15 protein-coding genes are annotated in these 14,825 nt (G+C 65.0%); 6 read left to right on the top strand and 9 right to left on the bottom strand.

Annotation, left to right across the window (positions count from 1 at the left end; translation table 11 throughout):
• Positions 1-122 precede the first annotated feature (122 nt).
• The 4 genes from hpt to dacB all read right to left on the bottom strand — a co-directional run bounded on the left by hpt (position 123) and on the right by dacB (position 4,411).
• Positions 123-674: a hypoxanthine phosphoribosyltransferase gene (hpt, locus tag QRN51_RS12735; RefSeq protein WP_059388924.1), complete on the bottom strand. Its 552-nt coding sequence runs from the start codon at positions 672-674 to the stop codon at positions 123-125.
• A 31-nt stretch (positions 675-705) separates the two neighbouring features.
• Positions 706-1,743 carry a tRNA lysidine(34) synthetase TilS gene (tilS, locus tag QRN51_RS12730; protein ID WP_284990219.1) on the bottom strand — a complete coding sequence of 346 codons (1,038 nt, stop codon included), beginning with the start codon at positions 1,741-1,743 and terminating at the stop codon, positions 706-708.
• Positions 1,744-1,865: 122 nt separating this feature from the next.
• Positions 1,866-2,969 carry an Rv3626c family coenzyme F420 biosynthesis-associated protein gene (locus tag QRN51_RS12725; protein WP_253257327.1) on the bottom strand — a complete coding sequence of 368 codons (1,104 nt, stop codon included), beginning with the start codon at positions 2,967-2,969 and terminating at the stop codon, positions 1,866-1,868.
• Between the two features lie 77 nt (positions 2,970-3,046).
• Positions 3,047-4,411 carry a D-alanyl-D-alanine carboxypeptidase/D-alanyl-D-alanine endopeptidase gene (gene dacB, locus QRN51_RS12720; RefSeq protein WP_284990233.1) on the bottom strand — a complete coding sequence of 455 codons (1,365 nt, stop codon included), beginning with the start codon at positions 4,409-4,411 and terminating at the stop codon, positions 3,047-3,049.
• Positions 4,412-4,724: 313 nt separating this feature from the next.
• Here dacB and QRN51_RS12715 point away from each other — a divergent pair, with 313 nt between their 5' ends.
• From QRN51_RS12715 to QRN51_RS12705, 3 genes are all read left to right on the top strand, one after another.
• The gene (locus tag QRN51_RS12715; protein WP_059388921.1) at positions 4,725-5,213 is read left to right on the top strand and encodes an inorganic diphosphatase; all 489 of its coding nucleotides are present in this window, start codon (positions 4,725-4,727) and stop codon (positions 5,211-5,213) included.
• 196 nt (positions 5,214-5,409) lie between these two features.
• On the top strand, positions 5,410-6,009 hold the full coding sequence (locus tag QRN51_RS12710; protein WP_284990218.1) for a hypothetical protein: 600 nt from the start codon (positions 5,410-5,412) through the stop codon (positions 6,007-6,009).
• Positions 6,010-6,076: 67 nt separating this feature from the next.
• Complete coding sequence (locus QRN51_RS12705; protein ID WP_284990217.1) at positions 6,077-7,159, top strand: FUSC family protein; 1,083 nt, start codon at positions 6,077-6,079, stop codon at positions 7,157-7,159.
• Between the two features lie 77 nt (positions 7,160-7,236).
• On the opposite strand, the gene QRN51_RS12700 is transcribed toward QRN51_RS12705, so the two are convergent.
• Positions 7,237-8,082: an HAD family hydrolase gene (locus tag QRN51_RS12700; RefSeq protein WP_059388920.1), complete on the bottom strand. Its 846-nt coding sequence runs from the start codon at positions 8,080-8,082 to the stop codon at positions 7,237-7,239.
• 302 nt (positions 8,083-8,384) lie between these two features.
• Positions 8,385-9,665, bottom strand: coding sequence for a serine--tRNA ligase (serS, locus tag QRN51_RS12695; protein ID WP_284990216.1), 1,281 nt, complete (start codon positions 9,663-9,665; stop codon positions 8,385-8,387).
• A gap of 111 nt (positions 9,666-9,776) precedes the next feature.
• On the opposite strand from serS, the gene QRN51_RS12690 reads away from it, so the two are divergent.
• Complete coding sequence (locus QRN51_RS12690; protein ID WP_284990215.1) at positions 9,777-10,823, top strand: diacylglycerol/lipid kinase family protein; 1,047 nt, start codon at positions 9,777-9,779, stop codon at positions 10,821-10,823.
• Between the two features lie 46 nt (positions 10,824-10,869).
• Here QRN51_RS12690 and QRN51_RS12685 read toward each other — a convergent pair whose 3' ends face one another.
• From QRN51_RS12685 to QRN51_RS12675, 3 genes are all read right to left on the bottom strand, one after another.
• Positions 10,870-11,088: a hypothetical protein gene (locus tag QRN51_RS12685; protein ID WP_078107002.1), complete on the bottom strand. Its 219-nt coding sequence runs from the start codon at positions 11,086-11,088 to the stop codon at positions 10,870-10,872.
• Between the two features lie 129 nt (positions 11,089-11,217).
• Positions 11,218-12,165, bottom strand: a complete 948-nt coding sequence (gene pheA / locus QRN51_RS12680; protein WP_284990214.1) for a prephenate dehydratase — start codon at positions 12,163-12,165, stop codon at positions 11,218-11,220.
• A gap of 31 nt (positions 12,166-12,196) precedes the next feature.
• Positions 12,197-12,523 carry a rhodanese-like domain-containing protein gene (locus QRN51_RS12675; protein ID WP_059388916.1) on the bottom strand — a complete coding sequence of 109 codons (327 nt, stop codon included), beginning with the start codon at positions 12,521-12,523 and terminating at the stop codon, positions 12,197-12,199.
• Positions 12,524-12,606: 83 nt separating this feature from the next.
• Here QRN51_RS12675 and QRN51_RS12670 point away from each other — a divergent pair, with 83 nt between their 5' ends.
• Positions 12,607-13,350, top strand: a complete 744-nt coding sequence (locus QRN51_RS12670; RefSeq protein WP_284990213.1) for a Type 1 glutamine amidotransferase-like domain-containing protein — start codon at positions 12,607-12,609, stop codon at positions 13,348-13,350.
• Positions 13,343-14,800, top strand: coding sequence for an amidase (locus tag QRN51_RS12665; protein ID WP_284990212.1), 1,458 nt, complete (start codon positions 13,343-13,345; stop codon positions 14,798-14,800). Before QRN51_RS12670 ends, QRN51_RS12665 begins: the two co-directional genes overlap by 8 nt.
• Positions 14,801-14,825 lie beyond the last annotated feature (25 nt).

Below are 14,825 nucleotides of genomic sequence, written 5' to 3'. Positions count from 1 at the left end.
TAACACGCAAATCCCCCATTATCGGCAGCCCTCCCCTAATGAGTTAAAAAGAGAAGTCGGCCTCCCAATGGGGCGGCCGACTTCTCTCGCTTTCATTTGCGTCTAGGACGCGAAATGAAAGGCTATTCGTAAACGTGCGGGGCGAGGGTTCCCACAAAGTCCAGGTTGCGGTATTTCTCGGCGTAATCGAGACCGTATCCGACGACGAATTCGTTGGGAATGTCATAGCCGACATACTTGACGTCGATCTCGACCTTGGCGGCCGTGGGCTTGCGGAAAGCGGTGCAGATTTCCACCGAGGCGGTGCCTCGCGATTCGAGGTTGGTCTTGAGCCAGGAGAGGGTCAGGCCGGAATCGATAATGTCTTCGACAATCAGGACATCCTTGCCCATGAGGTCGGTATCAAGGTCCTTGAGGATGCGCACGACGCCGGACGACTGGGTACCGGAGCCGTACGAGGACACCGCCATCCAGTCCATGCTGACATGGCTGTGCAGCGCACGCGCGAGGTCTGCCATGACCATGACGGCACCCTTGAGCACGCCGACGATGAGCAGCTCGCGGCCCTCGTAGTCCTTGTCAATCTGTGCAGCAAGTTCGGCGATCCGTTGCTGGATCTGCTCCTTGGTGTAGAGAACGTGTTTGAGGTCTGCCTGGACGTCGTTTGAATCCACCAATGGCTCCTGTGTTGATGCGTGGGTGCGGCTACTGTTGGGGCGATCTTTGATGCCGGAATACTAGCTTCCCACAGCCGCCGCCTTCGCGGGGAACGGCAGTTCCCCCGGCTGCGGCCTCCCGCTCCAATTCGCTCAGGGATACGCGGTAGACGCTGACGCTACCGGGAAGCTGCACGGGGCCCGCGGATCCCTGGCGACGCAGCAAGCCTTCTGCGGCCTGAAGCCGCCCGTAGCCGGGCTGTTGGCCCCCGACGTCGGCCGCCGCCTTGGCGATCACGCGGAACCTCAGCGCGGGGGACAATTCCCTCAAGCGGTCTTCCGGGAGCCAGACCCCGTCGTCGCTCCGGTTCACGAGGCCCGCATAGCTCTCAGCGGCAAGGTGCTCCAGGAAGTCGGCATCCTGTTGCAGGATCGCTGCGGTGCGGGCGAGTGATTCGGCCACCCCGGGCCCCAGCTTGTCCTCAAGCAAGGGCATCACCTCAACCCTGGTCCGCGAGCGGGCGAAGGCGGGGTCAGCGTTACTGGGATCGTGCCAGGTTTCGAGTTCCTCGACCTCGCAGATTTCGAGCGTTTCGGCGCGGCGAAGCCCGAGGAAGGGACGAAGGAGCTTGCCGCGGGCGGGCCGCATCCCGGCGAGGGAACGCGTTCCCGAGCCCCGGGCCAGGCCCAGCAGCACCTGTTCGGCTTGGTCGTCCAGCGTGTGCCCGAGCAGGATTGCTCCGCAATCAAGTTCGGTGGCGGCTGCTTCGAGGGCCGCGTGCCGGGCGTCCCGGGCTGCCGCCTCGGGACCGAACCCGGTAGCTGCCACTTCCACGGTCCGCAGCTGGACGGGAGAGAGTCCCAGCCCTTCAAGGATCGCCACGGTCCGTGCCGCGACCTCAGCCGAGCCTTCCTGCAGTTGATGGTCAACCACGACGGCGGCTACGCTCACGGGGCGGCCGTGAACGTGGCCACGCCGGGCAAAATAGGCTGCCACTGAGGCAAGCGCCAAGGAATCCGGCCCCCCGCTGCAAGCCACCAGGATTCGCTCGGGATAGCCCGCGGAGGCCAGCGCGTCCTGCAACATATTCCGTGCTTTGCCGACGACCGGCGCCAAACGCCCGGGACGCCGTCGTCCACTGCTTGGAGCGCTTCCAGTGCTTGGTGGGTTTCTACTGCTTGCGCCCTGGCCCGATGTGGTGCCTGCGGTCACAGCCCCATCCGCTCAAGCCACAGCTTGGAGTCGTGGATCTCGGTCTCCGTAGGCAGTTTGTCGGCCGATTCCCAGACCCGGTTGAGGCCCTCCATGCCCGCCACCGCAACCACTTCGCGGACAAACTTGGCTCCGTCGCTGTACTGGCGCATCTTGGCATCCAGGCCGAGGATGTTGCGGATGAACTTCTCGATCACGCCTCGGTCCTTGCCCCGTGCGTTGAAGCGCTGCCTGATGGTCTTCACTGAAGGGACAAGGGTGGAATCGACGGCGTCCATCACCACGTTGGCGTGGCCTTCAAGCAAGCTCATGACAGCCGTGAGATGCGAGAGCGAGGCCTTTTCCTCAGGGTTCTGGAGCAGGTCCAAGATGGCCCCGCGGCCGGGTGTGGCGCCGGTGGAGCGGTCGCGCAGGGAGCGCGCGGCGGCAGTAGCGCGATCCATGATGGAGTCCACATTGCCGATGAGATTGGCGCTGAGGCGCTCGATTTCCTCGAGCATGTGGGTCCGGAGCCAGGGCGCCGCGGCGAACTGCACCCGGTGGGTCTGCTCGTGAAGGCAGACCCAGAGCCGGAAATCGTCGGGATCGACGTTGAGCTCGCGCTCCACGGAGATGATGTTCGGAGCCACCAGCAGGAGCCGGCCCGCAGGCGGTGCTTTCGAGTCCGGGGCGAGCGCGGCGAAGGGATCGTATTGGCCCAGGACTTTGCTCGACAAGAAGGCAAGCACAGCCCCGAGCTGGCTGCCGGTGATGGCGCCGCTCGCGGCCGCCGCTGCCGGTGTCATCGCCGGACCCCGCCGGGAATCCAGCATTTGCTTAAGGGCCGGCTGGAGCATCACCGCAAAACTCTGGGTATTGGCCTTCGCCCACGACGCCCGGTCAACCACGAGCACATGGGAATCGCGGAGATCGCGCGCGGCTTCCAAACCGGTGATGTCATGCACATGCGGTACCGAAATGTCCGCACTGAAGCGCAGGCTGTCCACGGCTTTGCCGATCTGGGCCGGACTCAGTACGGGACCGGGGGGAGCGAGCCGGGCGGCCGTGGAGGCGGCCAGCTCCCAGTTGATGAGGGACTGGGCTTGCTGCTGAGACTCCATACGAACCATCAGAACACAACAGTCTGAATCTGCACCCTTAAGTTCGCTCAGCGGCGAACGCCAGGCAGCGGCAAAGGTCAGCCGGCGCGGCAACCGCATGACGCGAGGGCCGTCGCGGACCTGTCCAGCGCCACTTTGTTCCCCGCCGCGCCCGGCGTCAGCCCGTTGCCGATAAAGGAAAAGACCAGGAGGCGGCCGTTCGCGTCCACCACATAGCCGCTCAGAGCGATCACCGAATTCAAGGTGCCGGTCTTGGCCCGCACCAATCCAGCCCCTTGGGAGGTGGTGGCGTCTGCGTAGCGGTCGCCGAGCGTCCCGGTCAGCCCGGCAACGGGGAACCCGGCGAGGGCGGCACGGAGGCGAGTGTCCGGTCCGGAGGTAATCGCCCGCACCACATCCGCGAACTGCCGCGCGGACACCTGGTTGCCCAAGGCAAGGCCGGACACGTCCGCCAAGTGCATGGAGTCCGTCGCGATCCCCAGTTCCGCCACCTGGGCGCTCACGGCCGCCGTCGCGCCGTCGTTGGATCCCGGCTTTCCAGCGGACAGCGCGGCCATCCGGCCGAATACCTCGGCGAGGTAGTTGTCCGAGGTTTCCAGCATCAAGTCCACCTGCTCGCGGACGGTCGCAGAAGCCACGCTGGCAAGGACGTCCTGCTTCCCTGCCGGAGCGGCGGCGCGTTCCACACCGGGGACCACCGTGAATCCGGCAGCGGCGCCCGCGGCTTGGAGTTTCCCGGCGAAAGCCTGGGCGGCGGTGAGCGCGGCGTCCTGCGGACGCGGACCGGTGGTTGCCCCCGGGCTTGTCCGGGCCGAGTTCAGGGCGAGCGGAAAGATCGGCGCGGTTTCACCGGCAGCGACGTCGTCGAGGCTCCACGCCGGATTCAAAGCCGGACCGGTGAACAGTCCATCGTCCAACTGGACTGTGACCGGACCCTTCACACCGCGATCCTGAAGCGCTTTCGCCGCATCCGCCGCGAGGGTCTCCAGGCCGGCATGGCCAAGCACTTCACTTGGCTGGGACGGGCCGTCGCCGAGCAGGACGTCACCCCCGGCGCTCAAGATGATCGTCGACGGCGAAGGTCCCGTCAGGACCCGCGTGTTGAAGCGGGTCTCCGGGCCGATCGCCCGCAGCGCCGCGACCGCCGTCAGCAGCTTCATGTTGGACGCCGGCACCCGGTTCTTGGCGCCGTCGCGATCGTAAAGCGGAAGTCCGGTCAACGCATCCTCAACGACGCCGGTGAAGTCTCCCCCGCCGTCGGGCGTCAGGAGGGCGTTGAGCTGGCTGGTGACATCGGCCGGCAGCGGGACCGGGGCGGAAGCGTCCAAGGGCGCAACGATCTGGGTGCGGCTCAGTTGCTTGGGGACCTGTTGCCAGGCCGGCACCTGGGGCGCGGGCGCAGCGGCTACCCCGAAGAAGCCGGGTGCGACTCCGAGGCCCATCGGCACGGCCAAGGCCGCGATGACCGCGGCCAACAAAACCAGTGGCAGAAAGCCGGCGACACCCTTCGGTTCCGGCCTCGCGGGCGTCCCGGGTCTGGGCTTCCGGGGCCTGAGAACGGGATTTTCCTGCTGTTCCGGAGAGTGGTTGTCAGCCCCCGCCTCGTTAACGCCCTTCATGCAGCTTTAGTCCTCAAAGTCTTGAATGTCCCCACCGTTTCAAGAAACTTGGGCCTCTCGCTATATCCTCAATAGTAGTCGGCGGCGTCGGCTGCTCTGTTGCCGCGCCCATGCCAATACCGTCAAGGAGCATTCCATGAAGCACGACGTCACGATCGAGATCCCCAAGGGGTCGCGCGTCAAGTACGAAGTTGACCACGAGACCGGCCGCGTCCGCCTGGACCGCGTCCTGTTCACCTCCATGCAGTACCCCACGCACTACGGGTTCTTCGAGAACACCCTTGGCGAGGACGGCGACCCGCTGGACGCACTGGTCCTCCTGCAGGACTTCGACCTTTACCCGGGCGTCATCGTTGAATCCCGCCCCATCGGCGTTTTCAACATGACCGACGATGGCGGCGGAGACGCAAAGGTCCTCTGCGTTCCGGCCGACCCGCGCTTCGACCACATCCAGGAAATCTCCGATGTCAGCGAATTCCTGATCAAGGAAATCGAGCACTTCTTCACCCGTTACAAGGACCTTGAGCCGGGTAAGTGGGTCAAGGCTGAAGGCTGGGCCGACCGCGCCGCCGCCGAAGCCGAGCTGGAGGCTTCCATCAAGCGTTACGTTCCGGTCTCCCACTAGTCCCCACTACCTCCCCACTTCCGACGGCGGCGGGTGCGGTTCCATGCGAACCGCACCCGCCGCCGTCGTTAATGGGTGGGTACCCGACGCGGAACGGATCGGCCCACAATCGCCGGGCACCCGCCGTCGTAACGAGAAGTTGGCTCTGGATTAACCGCTTGAAAGTCAGCTACCTGCCGGTAATGTTTGATCCACAATGTTCACCCTGACCATCAACCAACGCGACAGCCGCGGCGACGGAGACCTCGTACCGCAGCTGCTCAAAGACCTGCGCCACGTCCCGGCGTGCGTGGACTTTGACCGCTCGGTGGAGGACGAAGTCCAGGGCATCGTGGAATTCCCCCATCAGGCCGTGGATTCAGCGCTCATCGCCTTGAGGAGCGGACAGTGGTACGTGGGAATCGGCGTGGGACCGGTCAACGAACCCCTGCCGCAGCAAATCAAAGACGCCTCCGGACACGGCCTGGTCTACGCACGCCGCGCCGTGGACCGCTTGCGGAACGGCAAAGAGCGGGTCCCTGTGGCAGTCGAGGGGCCGATCGCTGCCCTCGCTGCCGAATCGGAGGCCGTGCTGCGGCTCCTGGGGCACATTGTGCAGCATCGGAGCGTTGCCGAGTGGCGCGTCCTGGACCTGCTGACGCCCGGCGTGCGTGGGCAGCAGAAGGCCGTGGCCCAGGAACTGGGGATCAGCACCCAAGCCGTGAGCAAGGCCCTGGCACGCGCCCAATGGGTGGAGGAGCACGCCGCCCGGCCGGCCGCGGCGCGCTTGCTGCAGTTGATCCTCGACGTTTACTGATTGCGTCAGCCCGCGTTCATCCATATTGTCCTCGACACGTCCGTTCTTCCCGGCCTACCTTGAGTCCATGATCTCCAAGCCAAAGCTTGGGCGGCTTCTTCCCGCTCTCAGGCAGGCCGTCACAGGCCACCGACTCCTGTTTGCCGCAAAGACGGCCGTCGCGGCGGGGGTGGCTTGGTACCTCGCGCCGCTCATGCCTGGGACAGCCGCCGCCTATCCCTATTACGCTCCCTTGGGCGTCTTGGTCAGCATGCACCCCACTGTTGCGGCTTCCGCCAAGCATGGGCTGCAAAGCCTGCTGGGACTCGGATTGGGCATTGCCATGGCCTTCGCCGTGACCACGGTCACCACCCCAAACGCGCTGGCGGTGGCCGTCGTCGTCGGCCTGGGCGTGGTTATCGGCGGCCTGCCAAGGCTTGGAAGCGCCTCCGAATGGGTTCCCATGGCGGCGCTGTTCGTGCTGGTCCTGGGTTATTCGAATGCGCAGGGATTCTCTTTCGCGTACGTCCTGCAAATGGCTATGGGCGTGGCCGTCGGATTCGCGGTGAACTGGCTGGTCTTCCCTCCCCTTCATCTTGAAGGCATCGATCCCGCCATCGACGGACACCAACGGGCATTGTCCAAGCAACTCAAGGACATGGCCAGCGCCATGACGGAATCCTGGCCACCGGACCATGAGGAATGGGCGAGCCGCAGCGGCGAGCTCGCACGTACCGCGACCGACGTGCGGGCAGCTGTCCAAGCGGCGAAGTTGAGCGCAAAAGCGAACCCGCGGTCCCGCCGTCGAGCCCGCCGGCTGCCCGCCGACCTGGCCGGTTTGCGAACGCTGGAACGGCTGACCTTTCACGTCCAGGACATCACGGACGTCCTGGCAAGCGTCATCTGGGAAGAGGACGCGGGAACGGTCATTCCGGAGGGTGTCCCGCCAAACCTGGCTGAGGCGCTCGACGACGTAGCAACAGCGATCCGGCAATGGAGGCACGGAGATTCCGGAGACTTCCGGGATGCCCTGGACGAAGCCCGGGACAGTGTGGCAGCACTAAGTGACACCGTTACGGAAGCAGCCGCCGGCCAGGAGTCCGTGAACGCCACCGCATCGGTCGCCATGAGCCTCCGCCGGATCATCACTGTGGTCTCCGACGACGCCTGAGCTAGCGATGGGGTGAACTGGCGTAGCCCCGCTGCGCGGGGCTACTTCAGTTGCGTAGGTTCAGTTGAGCAGGGCTATTACAGCAGGCGACGCAGGATGAGGGCCGCACCGTCGTCGTACACCGAAGCGGTGACCTCGTCCGCGACGGCGATGACTTCCTCAGGCGCCTGGCCCATGGCGACACCGCGCCCGGCCCAGCTGAGCATTTCGATATCATTGCGGCCGTCCCCCACTGCCACCGTGTGGCGCGGGTGCGTGCCAAGCCGCCGGCGCAACTGCTCCAAAGCGCTGGCCTTGGTGACCCCGGCGGCGGCGATATCCAGCCAGGCCGTCCAGCCCACCGAATAGGTGACCCCGGACAGCCCGATCTTGCGAATGGCTGTGGAAAATTCTTCGGCCGTGTTTTCGCTGCTGAACACCACGACACGCACCGCAGTGGCATCGAGCATGGTCTGGAAATCGACGCCGATGGCCTCAACGCCGAAGCTGGCGTCCTGGAACCGCTCCGTGGAGAGGAAGTTCCCATCCTCGTCCTCAAGCGCGTATTTGGCGGACGGAAGCTGCTCGCGAAGAGCCATCAACGCCGGGGCGGGATCGAACGTGGCCTTGTGAATGATCTCGTAGCCTGCGTCCAGTTGGGGGTCGAGCCGCAATGTGACACCGCCGTTGCAGCACACGGCATATCCCCGTTCCAGCCCTATCTGCTCAATGATGGGCAACGTGGCGTTCAACGAACGGCCCGTGGCGATCAGGACGTCGTGGCCGTGGGCTACAACCGCCCTTGCGGCGTCGCGGACACCAGGCGACATGTGGCCATCGTGATCCACGAGGGTTCCGTCGACGTCCAACGCCACCATGAGTTTGTGATTCACATTCCGCTGGTCATCGATGCCAGCGACTGAGGTACCAGTCAAAATAGTCATGCCTCCAGTGAAGCAGACCCCACCCACGCCAGCTAGGACGCAGGCCACAGCAAGGGATTAACACGCGGTGAATACTCCCACGTTGTCCACAGTGTGAATATTAACTTGAGGCCTTGCCGCGAGGCCCTAGTCCGGCGCGCAGAAGCTTCTGCCGAAGACGGCCCGGCTGTACGACTCCCCCACTGATTCGGCCTTCGTGTGGGCCAAGCTCGCGATGCGGAGTGCTCTGTGTTTGGTGGCATCAGCCACGATCCCGTCCAGTGCCCCCGGTTGTGGAGGACCGCTCCACCCCGCCCACTGAGCTACAGAACAGGCAGGACCTCAAGGCCTCCGATGTACTTCTGGAGGGCCTTGGGGACGTTGACCGAGCCATCCGGGTTCTGGTGGTGCTCCAGGATGGCCACGATCCAGCGGGTCGTGGCCAGCGTGCCGTTCAGGGTGGCCACGGCGCGCGTGCCCTTCACTACGCCGTCCTCGTTGACCGCGCGCTCACGGATGTTCAGGCGGCGGGCCTGGAAGGTGGTGCAGTTGGACGTCGACGTGAGCTCGCGGTACGCGTTCTGCGTGGGAACCCAGGCTTCGCAGTCGAACTTCCGGGCCGCGGACATGCCGAGATCGCCCGCCGCGGTGTCGATCACGCGGTACGGGAGCTCAACCTTGGCCAGCATTTCCTCTTCCCAAGCCAGGAGCCGCTCGTGCTCGGCAGCGGCCTCTTCAACCGTGGTGTAGATGAACATCTCCACTTTGTTGAACTGGTGGACGCGGATGATGCCGCGGGTGTCCTTGCCGTGCGAACCCGCTTCGCGACGGTAGCAGGAACTCTGCCCCGCGTAGCGGATAGGCCCGGCCGACAGGTCCAGGATCTCGTCCGCGTGGTAACCCGCGAGGGCCACTTCCGAGGTTCCCACGAGGTAAAGGTCGTCTTCGGCGAGACGGTAGATCTCGGCGTCGTGCTTTACATCGAACCCGGTGCCCTGCATGGTCTCCGGACGCACCAAAGTGGGGGTGATCATCGGGACGAAGCCGGCCTCGATGGCTTGGTCCATGGCCATCTGCAGCAAGGCCATCTCCAAGCGGGCGCCGACGCCGCGGAGGAAGTAGAAGCGCGCGCCGGAGACCTTGGCGCCACGTTCCATGTCGATCGCGCCGATCAGTTCGCCGATTTCCAGGTGGTCCTTCGGCTCGAAGTCCGGAAATTCGCGCGGGGTGCCGACCGTCTTGACCACGACGAAGTCGTCCTCGCCGCCCTCAGGCACGCCGTCCACAATCAAGTTGGGAATGACCCGCAGCAGCTCTTCCTGCTTGGCCTGGGCTGCGTCGGCTTCGGCGGAGGCAGCCTTGACCGAATTGGCCAGTTCCTTGACCTCGGCCAGCAGCGCCTGTTTTTCCTCGCCCTTGGCCTGTGCCACCTTCTTGCCGAAGGCGTTCTGCTCCGCACGGAGGTTTTCGTAGCGGATCAGGGCCGCGCGGCGGTCCGAATCGGCGGAAATGATCGCGTCCACCACGGACTCGTCGGCGCCGCGGGCGCGCTGGCTGGCACGGAACTTGTCCGGGTTTTCGCTGAGGTCTTTTACGTCGATCACCAGACAAGAGTATCGAATGAGCGCGCAGCTCCGCGGCCAATGCCCGACGGCGGCCGGCACCCCCTTCCGCCGTGCACCGCCGCGCCTGCAGCGGGATAGGGTTGAAGCACCATGAGCAACTGGATCCTGTACGCGATTCTGGCTGGGGGCGTGGTCTTCGCCGTCTCCAGTTGGTGGGGCGTGCGCCGGCTCAGGGCCAGGCATACCCGCAGCGCTGTGCATGAAGACGCACACAAGCCGGAAGCCGGTCTGCAAAGGGTGGCCGTGGTCCTCAACCCGGTCAAGGCGAAAGCCGAGGACGCGCGGAGGATCATCCGGGAAGCCTGCCATCTTGCGGGCTGGGACGAACCCCGTTTCTTCGAAACCACCGCAGACGATCCCGGCCATTCGCAAACCAAGGCGGCACTCGCGTATAAGCCCGACGTCATACTCGTCGGCGGCGGCGACGGCACCGTGCGCGTCGTGGCTGAGGCCCTCGCGCACACCAACGTCGCGATGGGCTTGATTCCCCTGGGAACCGGAAACCTGCTGGCACGCAACGTGAACCTGGATGTCAACGATCTGCGGGGCAGCGTCCACACAGCGCTCTTTGGCCACCAGCGCTACATCGACACCGCCCGAATGGCGATCCACAACGAGCTGACAGGCACCTCTTCCGAGCATGCATTCCTGGTGATCGCCGGCATGGGACTCGATGCCGAGGTTGTGGGCGATACCAACGACGGGCTCAAGAAGGCAGTCGGCTGGCTGGCCTACACCGAGGCGGGTGTCCGCCACCTGCCCGGCCGGCGCAAAAAGGTCACCATTGCCATGGACGACGAGCCCGAGCAATCCCGGAAAATCCGAAGCGTCTTGTTCGCCAACTGCGGCCTGATTCCGGGCGGCATCGACTTCATCCCCGGTGCGATGATCGACGACGGCGTGCTGGACGTTGTGGTCATGAGCCCCCGTAGTGCCATCGGCTGGCTCGCGGTGTACGCCAAGATCCTGTTCAAGCACAACCGGAACCTGCCGGTCATGAATTACTACCGTTCGGGCAAAGTGGTCATCAGCAGCAGCGAACCGATGGCCACGCAACTTGACGGTGATCCCTCGGGCGAGGCCACGAAGGTCACCGTCAAGGTGGAGCCGCGTTCTCTCCTCGTGCGCGTCCAATAAACCGGTACTCGTGCAACTACCGGTGCGCGCGCGACGGCGCAACGCGCTATTTGGCGTTCTTCGCCGCTTCCGTTGCTTTGTGTTCTGCCAAGGCTTTGGCGGCTGCGCGCGCTTCCGATTGCTCGCGAATCATCGCCTGTTCTTCCTCAAAGCGCAGCCGATCGGCCCGGTCGGCGTCGTCGCCGTCCCAGTCCTGGTTGTCCGCCTTGGGCTTGGGATTGACGATCATTCCCTGGCCGCTGGTGTCATTGCTATTTCCTGACATGGCCCGCTCCCTCCGTTAGGGGCATGCGTCCATCAATTGTGGATCAAGCAAGCATACGCACAGTTTTATCCACGCGATAGGGGTTGAAGAGTCAATTATCCAACGCTTTGCGAAGCGGATTCGGGCCGGTCAAGCGCCCGGTTCCCCACCCAAAATGGCCCGGACCCAGGCATGCGCGGATGCGAACGCGGCGTCGGAGGTATGCGGAGCCACGAAGGCTTTCTGCTCGTCCGCCCGCGCATAAGACCCCAGGAAGCGGGTGGCCGGGCTGATCCGGTGCAGGCCTGCCAAGGCGTCGGCTACCCGGGCGTCCGACGCGTGGCCGTCGGCGTCGATACTGAAGAAATAGTGACCCAGATACTGGCCCGTGGGCCGGGACTCGATACGGCTGAGGTTGACTCCGCGGGTGGCAAACTGGTCCAGGATTTCCATCAGGGCGCCCGGGCGGTCTTCGGGCAGGGGCACGACGACGGTGGTCTTGTCGGCACCCGTGCGATCAGTCAGTGCGCCGGGACGGCTGACCAGGACGAAGCGCGTAACCGCGCCGGGGTTGTCTCCAATGTTCTCCGCAAGGATATTCAGTCCCGGCCGCTCGGCCGCGACAAGGGGTGCGCAGATGGCGGCGTCATAGTGCACATCACCCTCGAGAAGCCCGACGGCGGCCGCTGCCGTAGAGGATCCCGGCACATATTCCGCATTTGGGATATTTTCGTCGACCCACAGCCGGCACTGGGCCCAGGCATGGCCATGGGTGGAGACCCGGCGGATGTCCGAGATCTTCACGCCGGGCCGGGCAACCAGCACGAACGTGATGGGAACGAGGGCTTCGCGGATGATCCGCAGCTCGGTTCCGGTGGCAATAGCATCCAGGGTGGCGGTCACTCCACCTTCCACCGAGTTCTCGATCGGCACCATGGCCGCATCCGCCTCGCCTTGGCGAACCCTCTCCAAAGCCGTGTTCACATTGGTGCAAGGGACCCTGTTGGCATCGGCCGCTCCGGGGACCTGCAAGAGGGCAGCCTCGGTAAAGGTGCCTTCAGGACCGAGGAACGTGTAGGTGAGCACGGATCCCGACATGTATATATTCCTTAGGTGTTATGCGTTGGGGCTACAGGACGACCGGCTTGAGGCCGTTCTCAGATACCATCGGGCGGCCGGTCTCGAACCACATGTCCATGCCTCCGGCTATATTGGTGGCGGTGTAACCCTGCCCCACCAGCCACTGGACCGCCCGGTAGGACCGTCCGCCCGTACGGCAGATGACATACAAGTCATCGTCAGGATCAAGCTCGTCAAGGCGCGCCGGGATCTGGTCAAGCGGAATATGCAGCGCACCCTCGGCGTGGCCCGCTACCCATTCGTAATCCTCCCGGACATCCAGGATTTTCGCGTCGGCCGGAACATCGCCGACAGGCACGGTCTCGAAATCGCTCACGTGGGTCCCTTCCAGTTGATTCAGATCTCCAATCCAGCCTACCGTTGCAGGGACCGAGACCGCTCAAGGCAAAAGGAGGCGCCATGGCTGCCGACGGGCCCACCATCCTGGCAACCTCCGGTGGCTATAAGTCCGGGCATCGCACCAGGATGGAGTTCGACCTCCTGGTTCACCACGCCGTCGAACTCTCCGGAGTCAGCGGACGTGCGCCGCGAGTGGCACATATTGGGACGGCTTCCGGGGACCAGCGTTGGTTCGCCGCGGAATTGGACCAGGCCGCCCGGGTTTCGGGCTTCGATTTCAGCCACCTGAACCTTTTCACGATGCCCAACTACGGCGATCCCGAGGCCTACCTTTTGGAACAGGACGTGGTGTGGGTCAACGGTGGTTCCGTGGTCAATCTTCTGGCCGTATGGCGCGCCCACGGACTGGACAGCATCTTGAGGCGCGTCTGGGAACACGGTGTGGTGCTGGCAGGGGTGTCCGCGGGCTCGATTTGTTGGTTCCAGGGCGGCACTACGGATTCGTACGGCCCTGAATTGCGCGCTGTGACCAACGGACTGGACTTCCTCCCCTACGCCAACGGCGTCCATTATGACTCCGAGCCGGGCCGCCGCCCCCTGGTCCACCAGTTGGTGGCGGAGGGCGTGCTGGGCGAAACGCACTGCACCGACGACGGCGTCGGGCTCGTTTACAGGGGCACGGAACTTGTGGACGTGGTTGCCGAGGTCAGGGGCAAGGCTGCATATCGCGTCACCGCAACTTCCAGCGATCCGGCCGACAGCGTTGCCGTGGAAGAGCGCTTGGAGGCCCGCTTCCTTGGCTGACATCCACGAGCTCGGCGCGGCCGGGTTGCGCCAAGCCTTGGCCGCCGGCGAGCTCTCGGCAACCGAGGTGGCGGAGCACTTCCTCGCGAGGATCGGACAGCTGAACCACACGCTGGGCGCCTTCGTCACGGTGACGGCGGACCAGGCCATGCTCGACGCCGGGGCCGCGGACGCAGCCTACGTCCGCCGACGCAGCGGTGGCCCCGGGCTTCCCCTCCTGCACGGCGTGCCGCTGGCTTTCAAAGACCTCACGGATGTTGCCGGAGTAGTGACCACCCATGGCAGCGGTGCCCTGGACCGGAAGCCCGCCCCGGAGGACGGAGCCCTTGCCGCAACGCTCAAAGGCGCGGGTGCCATCTCACTGGGCAAGACTCAGGTTCCGGAATTCGGACTTACGGCCTACAGCGAAAACCGCATCGCACCGCCGTCGCGCAATCCATATGCACTGAGCCGCAGCTCCGGCGGCTCTTCCGGAGGCAGTGCTGCCGCGGTTGCGGCGGGCTTGGTTCCCTTCGCGCCCGGGAGCGACGGCGGCGGCTCCATACGTATTCCCGCTGCGGCATGTGGACTCCTGGGGTTGAAGCCGGGCCGCGGCCTGGTGCCGGCCGGCGAGAGCGTCGGGGACGCGGCACGCCTGGTGGTGGCCGGCCCCTTGGCTCGCTCCGCGGAGGATGCCGCTCTCATGATGGACGCCCTGGTCCCTCCCGGAATCCGTCCGGAAGGTGGCTACCTTGCGGACCTTGAGGAACCGCCCGCCGCATTGCGCATCGGCGCGAGCCTGGACAGCCCGTGGTCCACCGCTTTCCCCTTCACCCCGGAGCGGGAAGCCCTTGATGCCTTCGCCAAAGGCATCGCACTGCTCGCGGAGGCGGGCCATTCAGTGCTCGACGCGGAGATCCGCTATGACAATCGCTATCCGGAAGCGTTCACCACCGCGTGGACTGCCGGCGTCGGGAGCGCCCGGATCCTGCCGCAGCGCGAAGCCCTGCTGACCCCGCTGACCCGGACCTTCCGGCGTCGGGCGCAACAACGGAGCGCAGCCAAGGTCAACGAAGCGCTCGGTTTCCTGCGGCAGTTCACGCACGACACCGTCACCCAGTACGCGCAGTGGGACCTCGTCCTGACGCCGTCGCTGGCACAGACGGCACGGCCCGTGGGCTGGTTCACCGGCACAATGCCCGGAGGCGAGCAATGGCCGGCCCCCGACTGGCCAGGCGACGCAGACGACGACTACCGCAAGCAATGCGAGTTTGCGCCCTGGTCCTCCATGGTGAACGTGTGCGGCCTGCCGGCGATCACCGTGCCCGTTCATTGGACCGGCCCGACGCCTGGAACGGGGCTTCCGATGGGCATCCAACTCATCGGAAAACCGGGATCCGAGCTGCTGCTCCTGCGGCTCGCGAGGCAGCTTGAGAGGCAGCAAAAAATGGCGCCCCACCCCAGCAAATAGTTGCTCTAGGCATCTAAATGATGTG

Source organism: Arthrobacter sp. efr-133-TYG-120 (assembly GCF_030209785.1).
In the GTDB taxonomy this organism is placed as follows: domain Bacteria; phylum Actinomycetota; class Actinomycetes; order Actinomycetales; family Micrococcaceae; genus Arthrobacter.
Note: the sequence above shows the minus strand (reverse complement) of the source record. Positions and strands in the feature narration are given on the sequence as shown.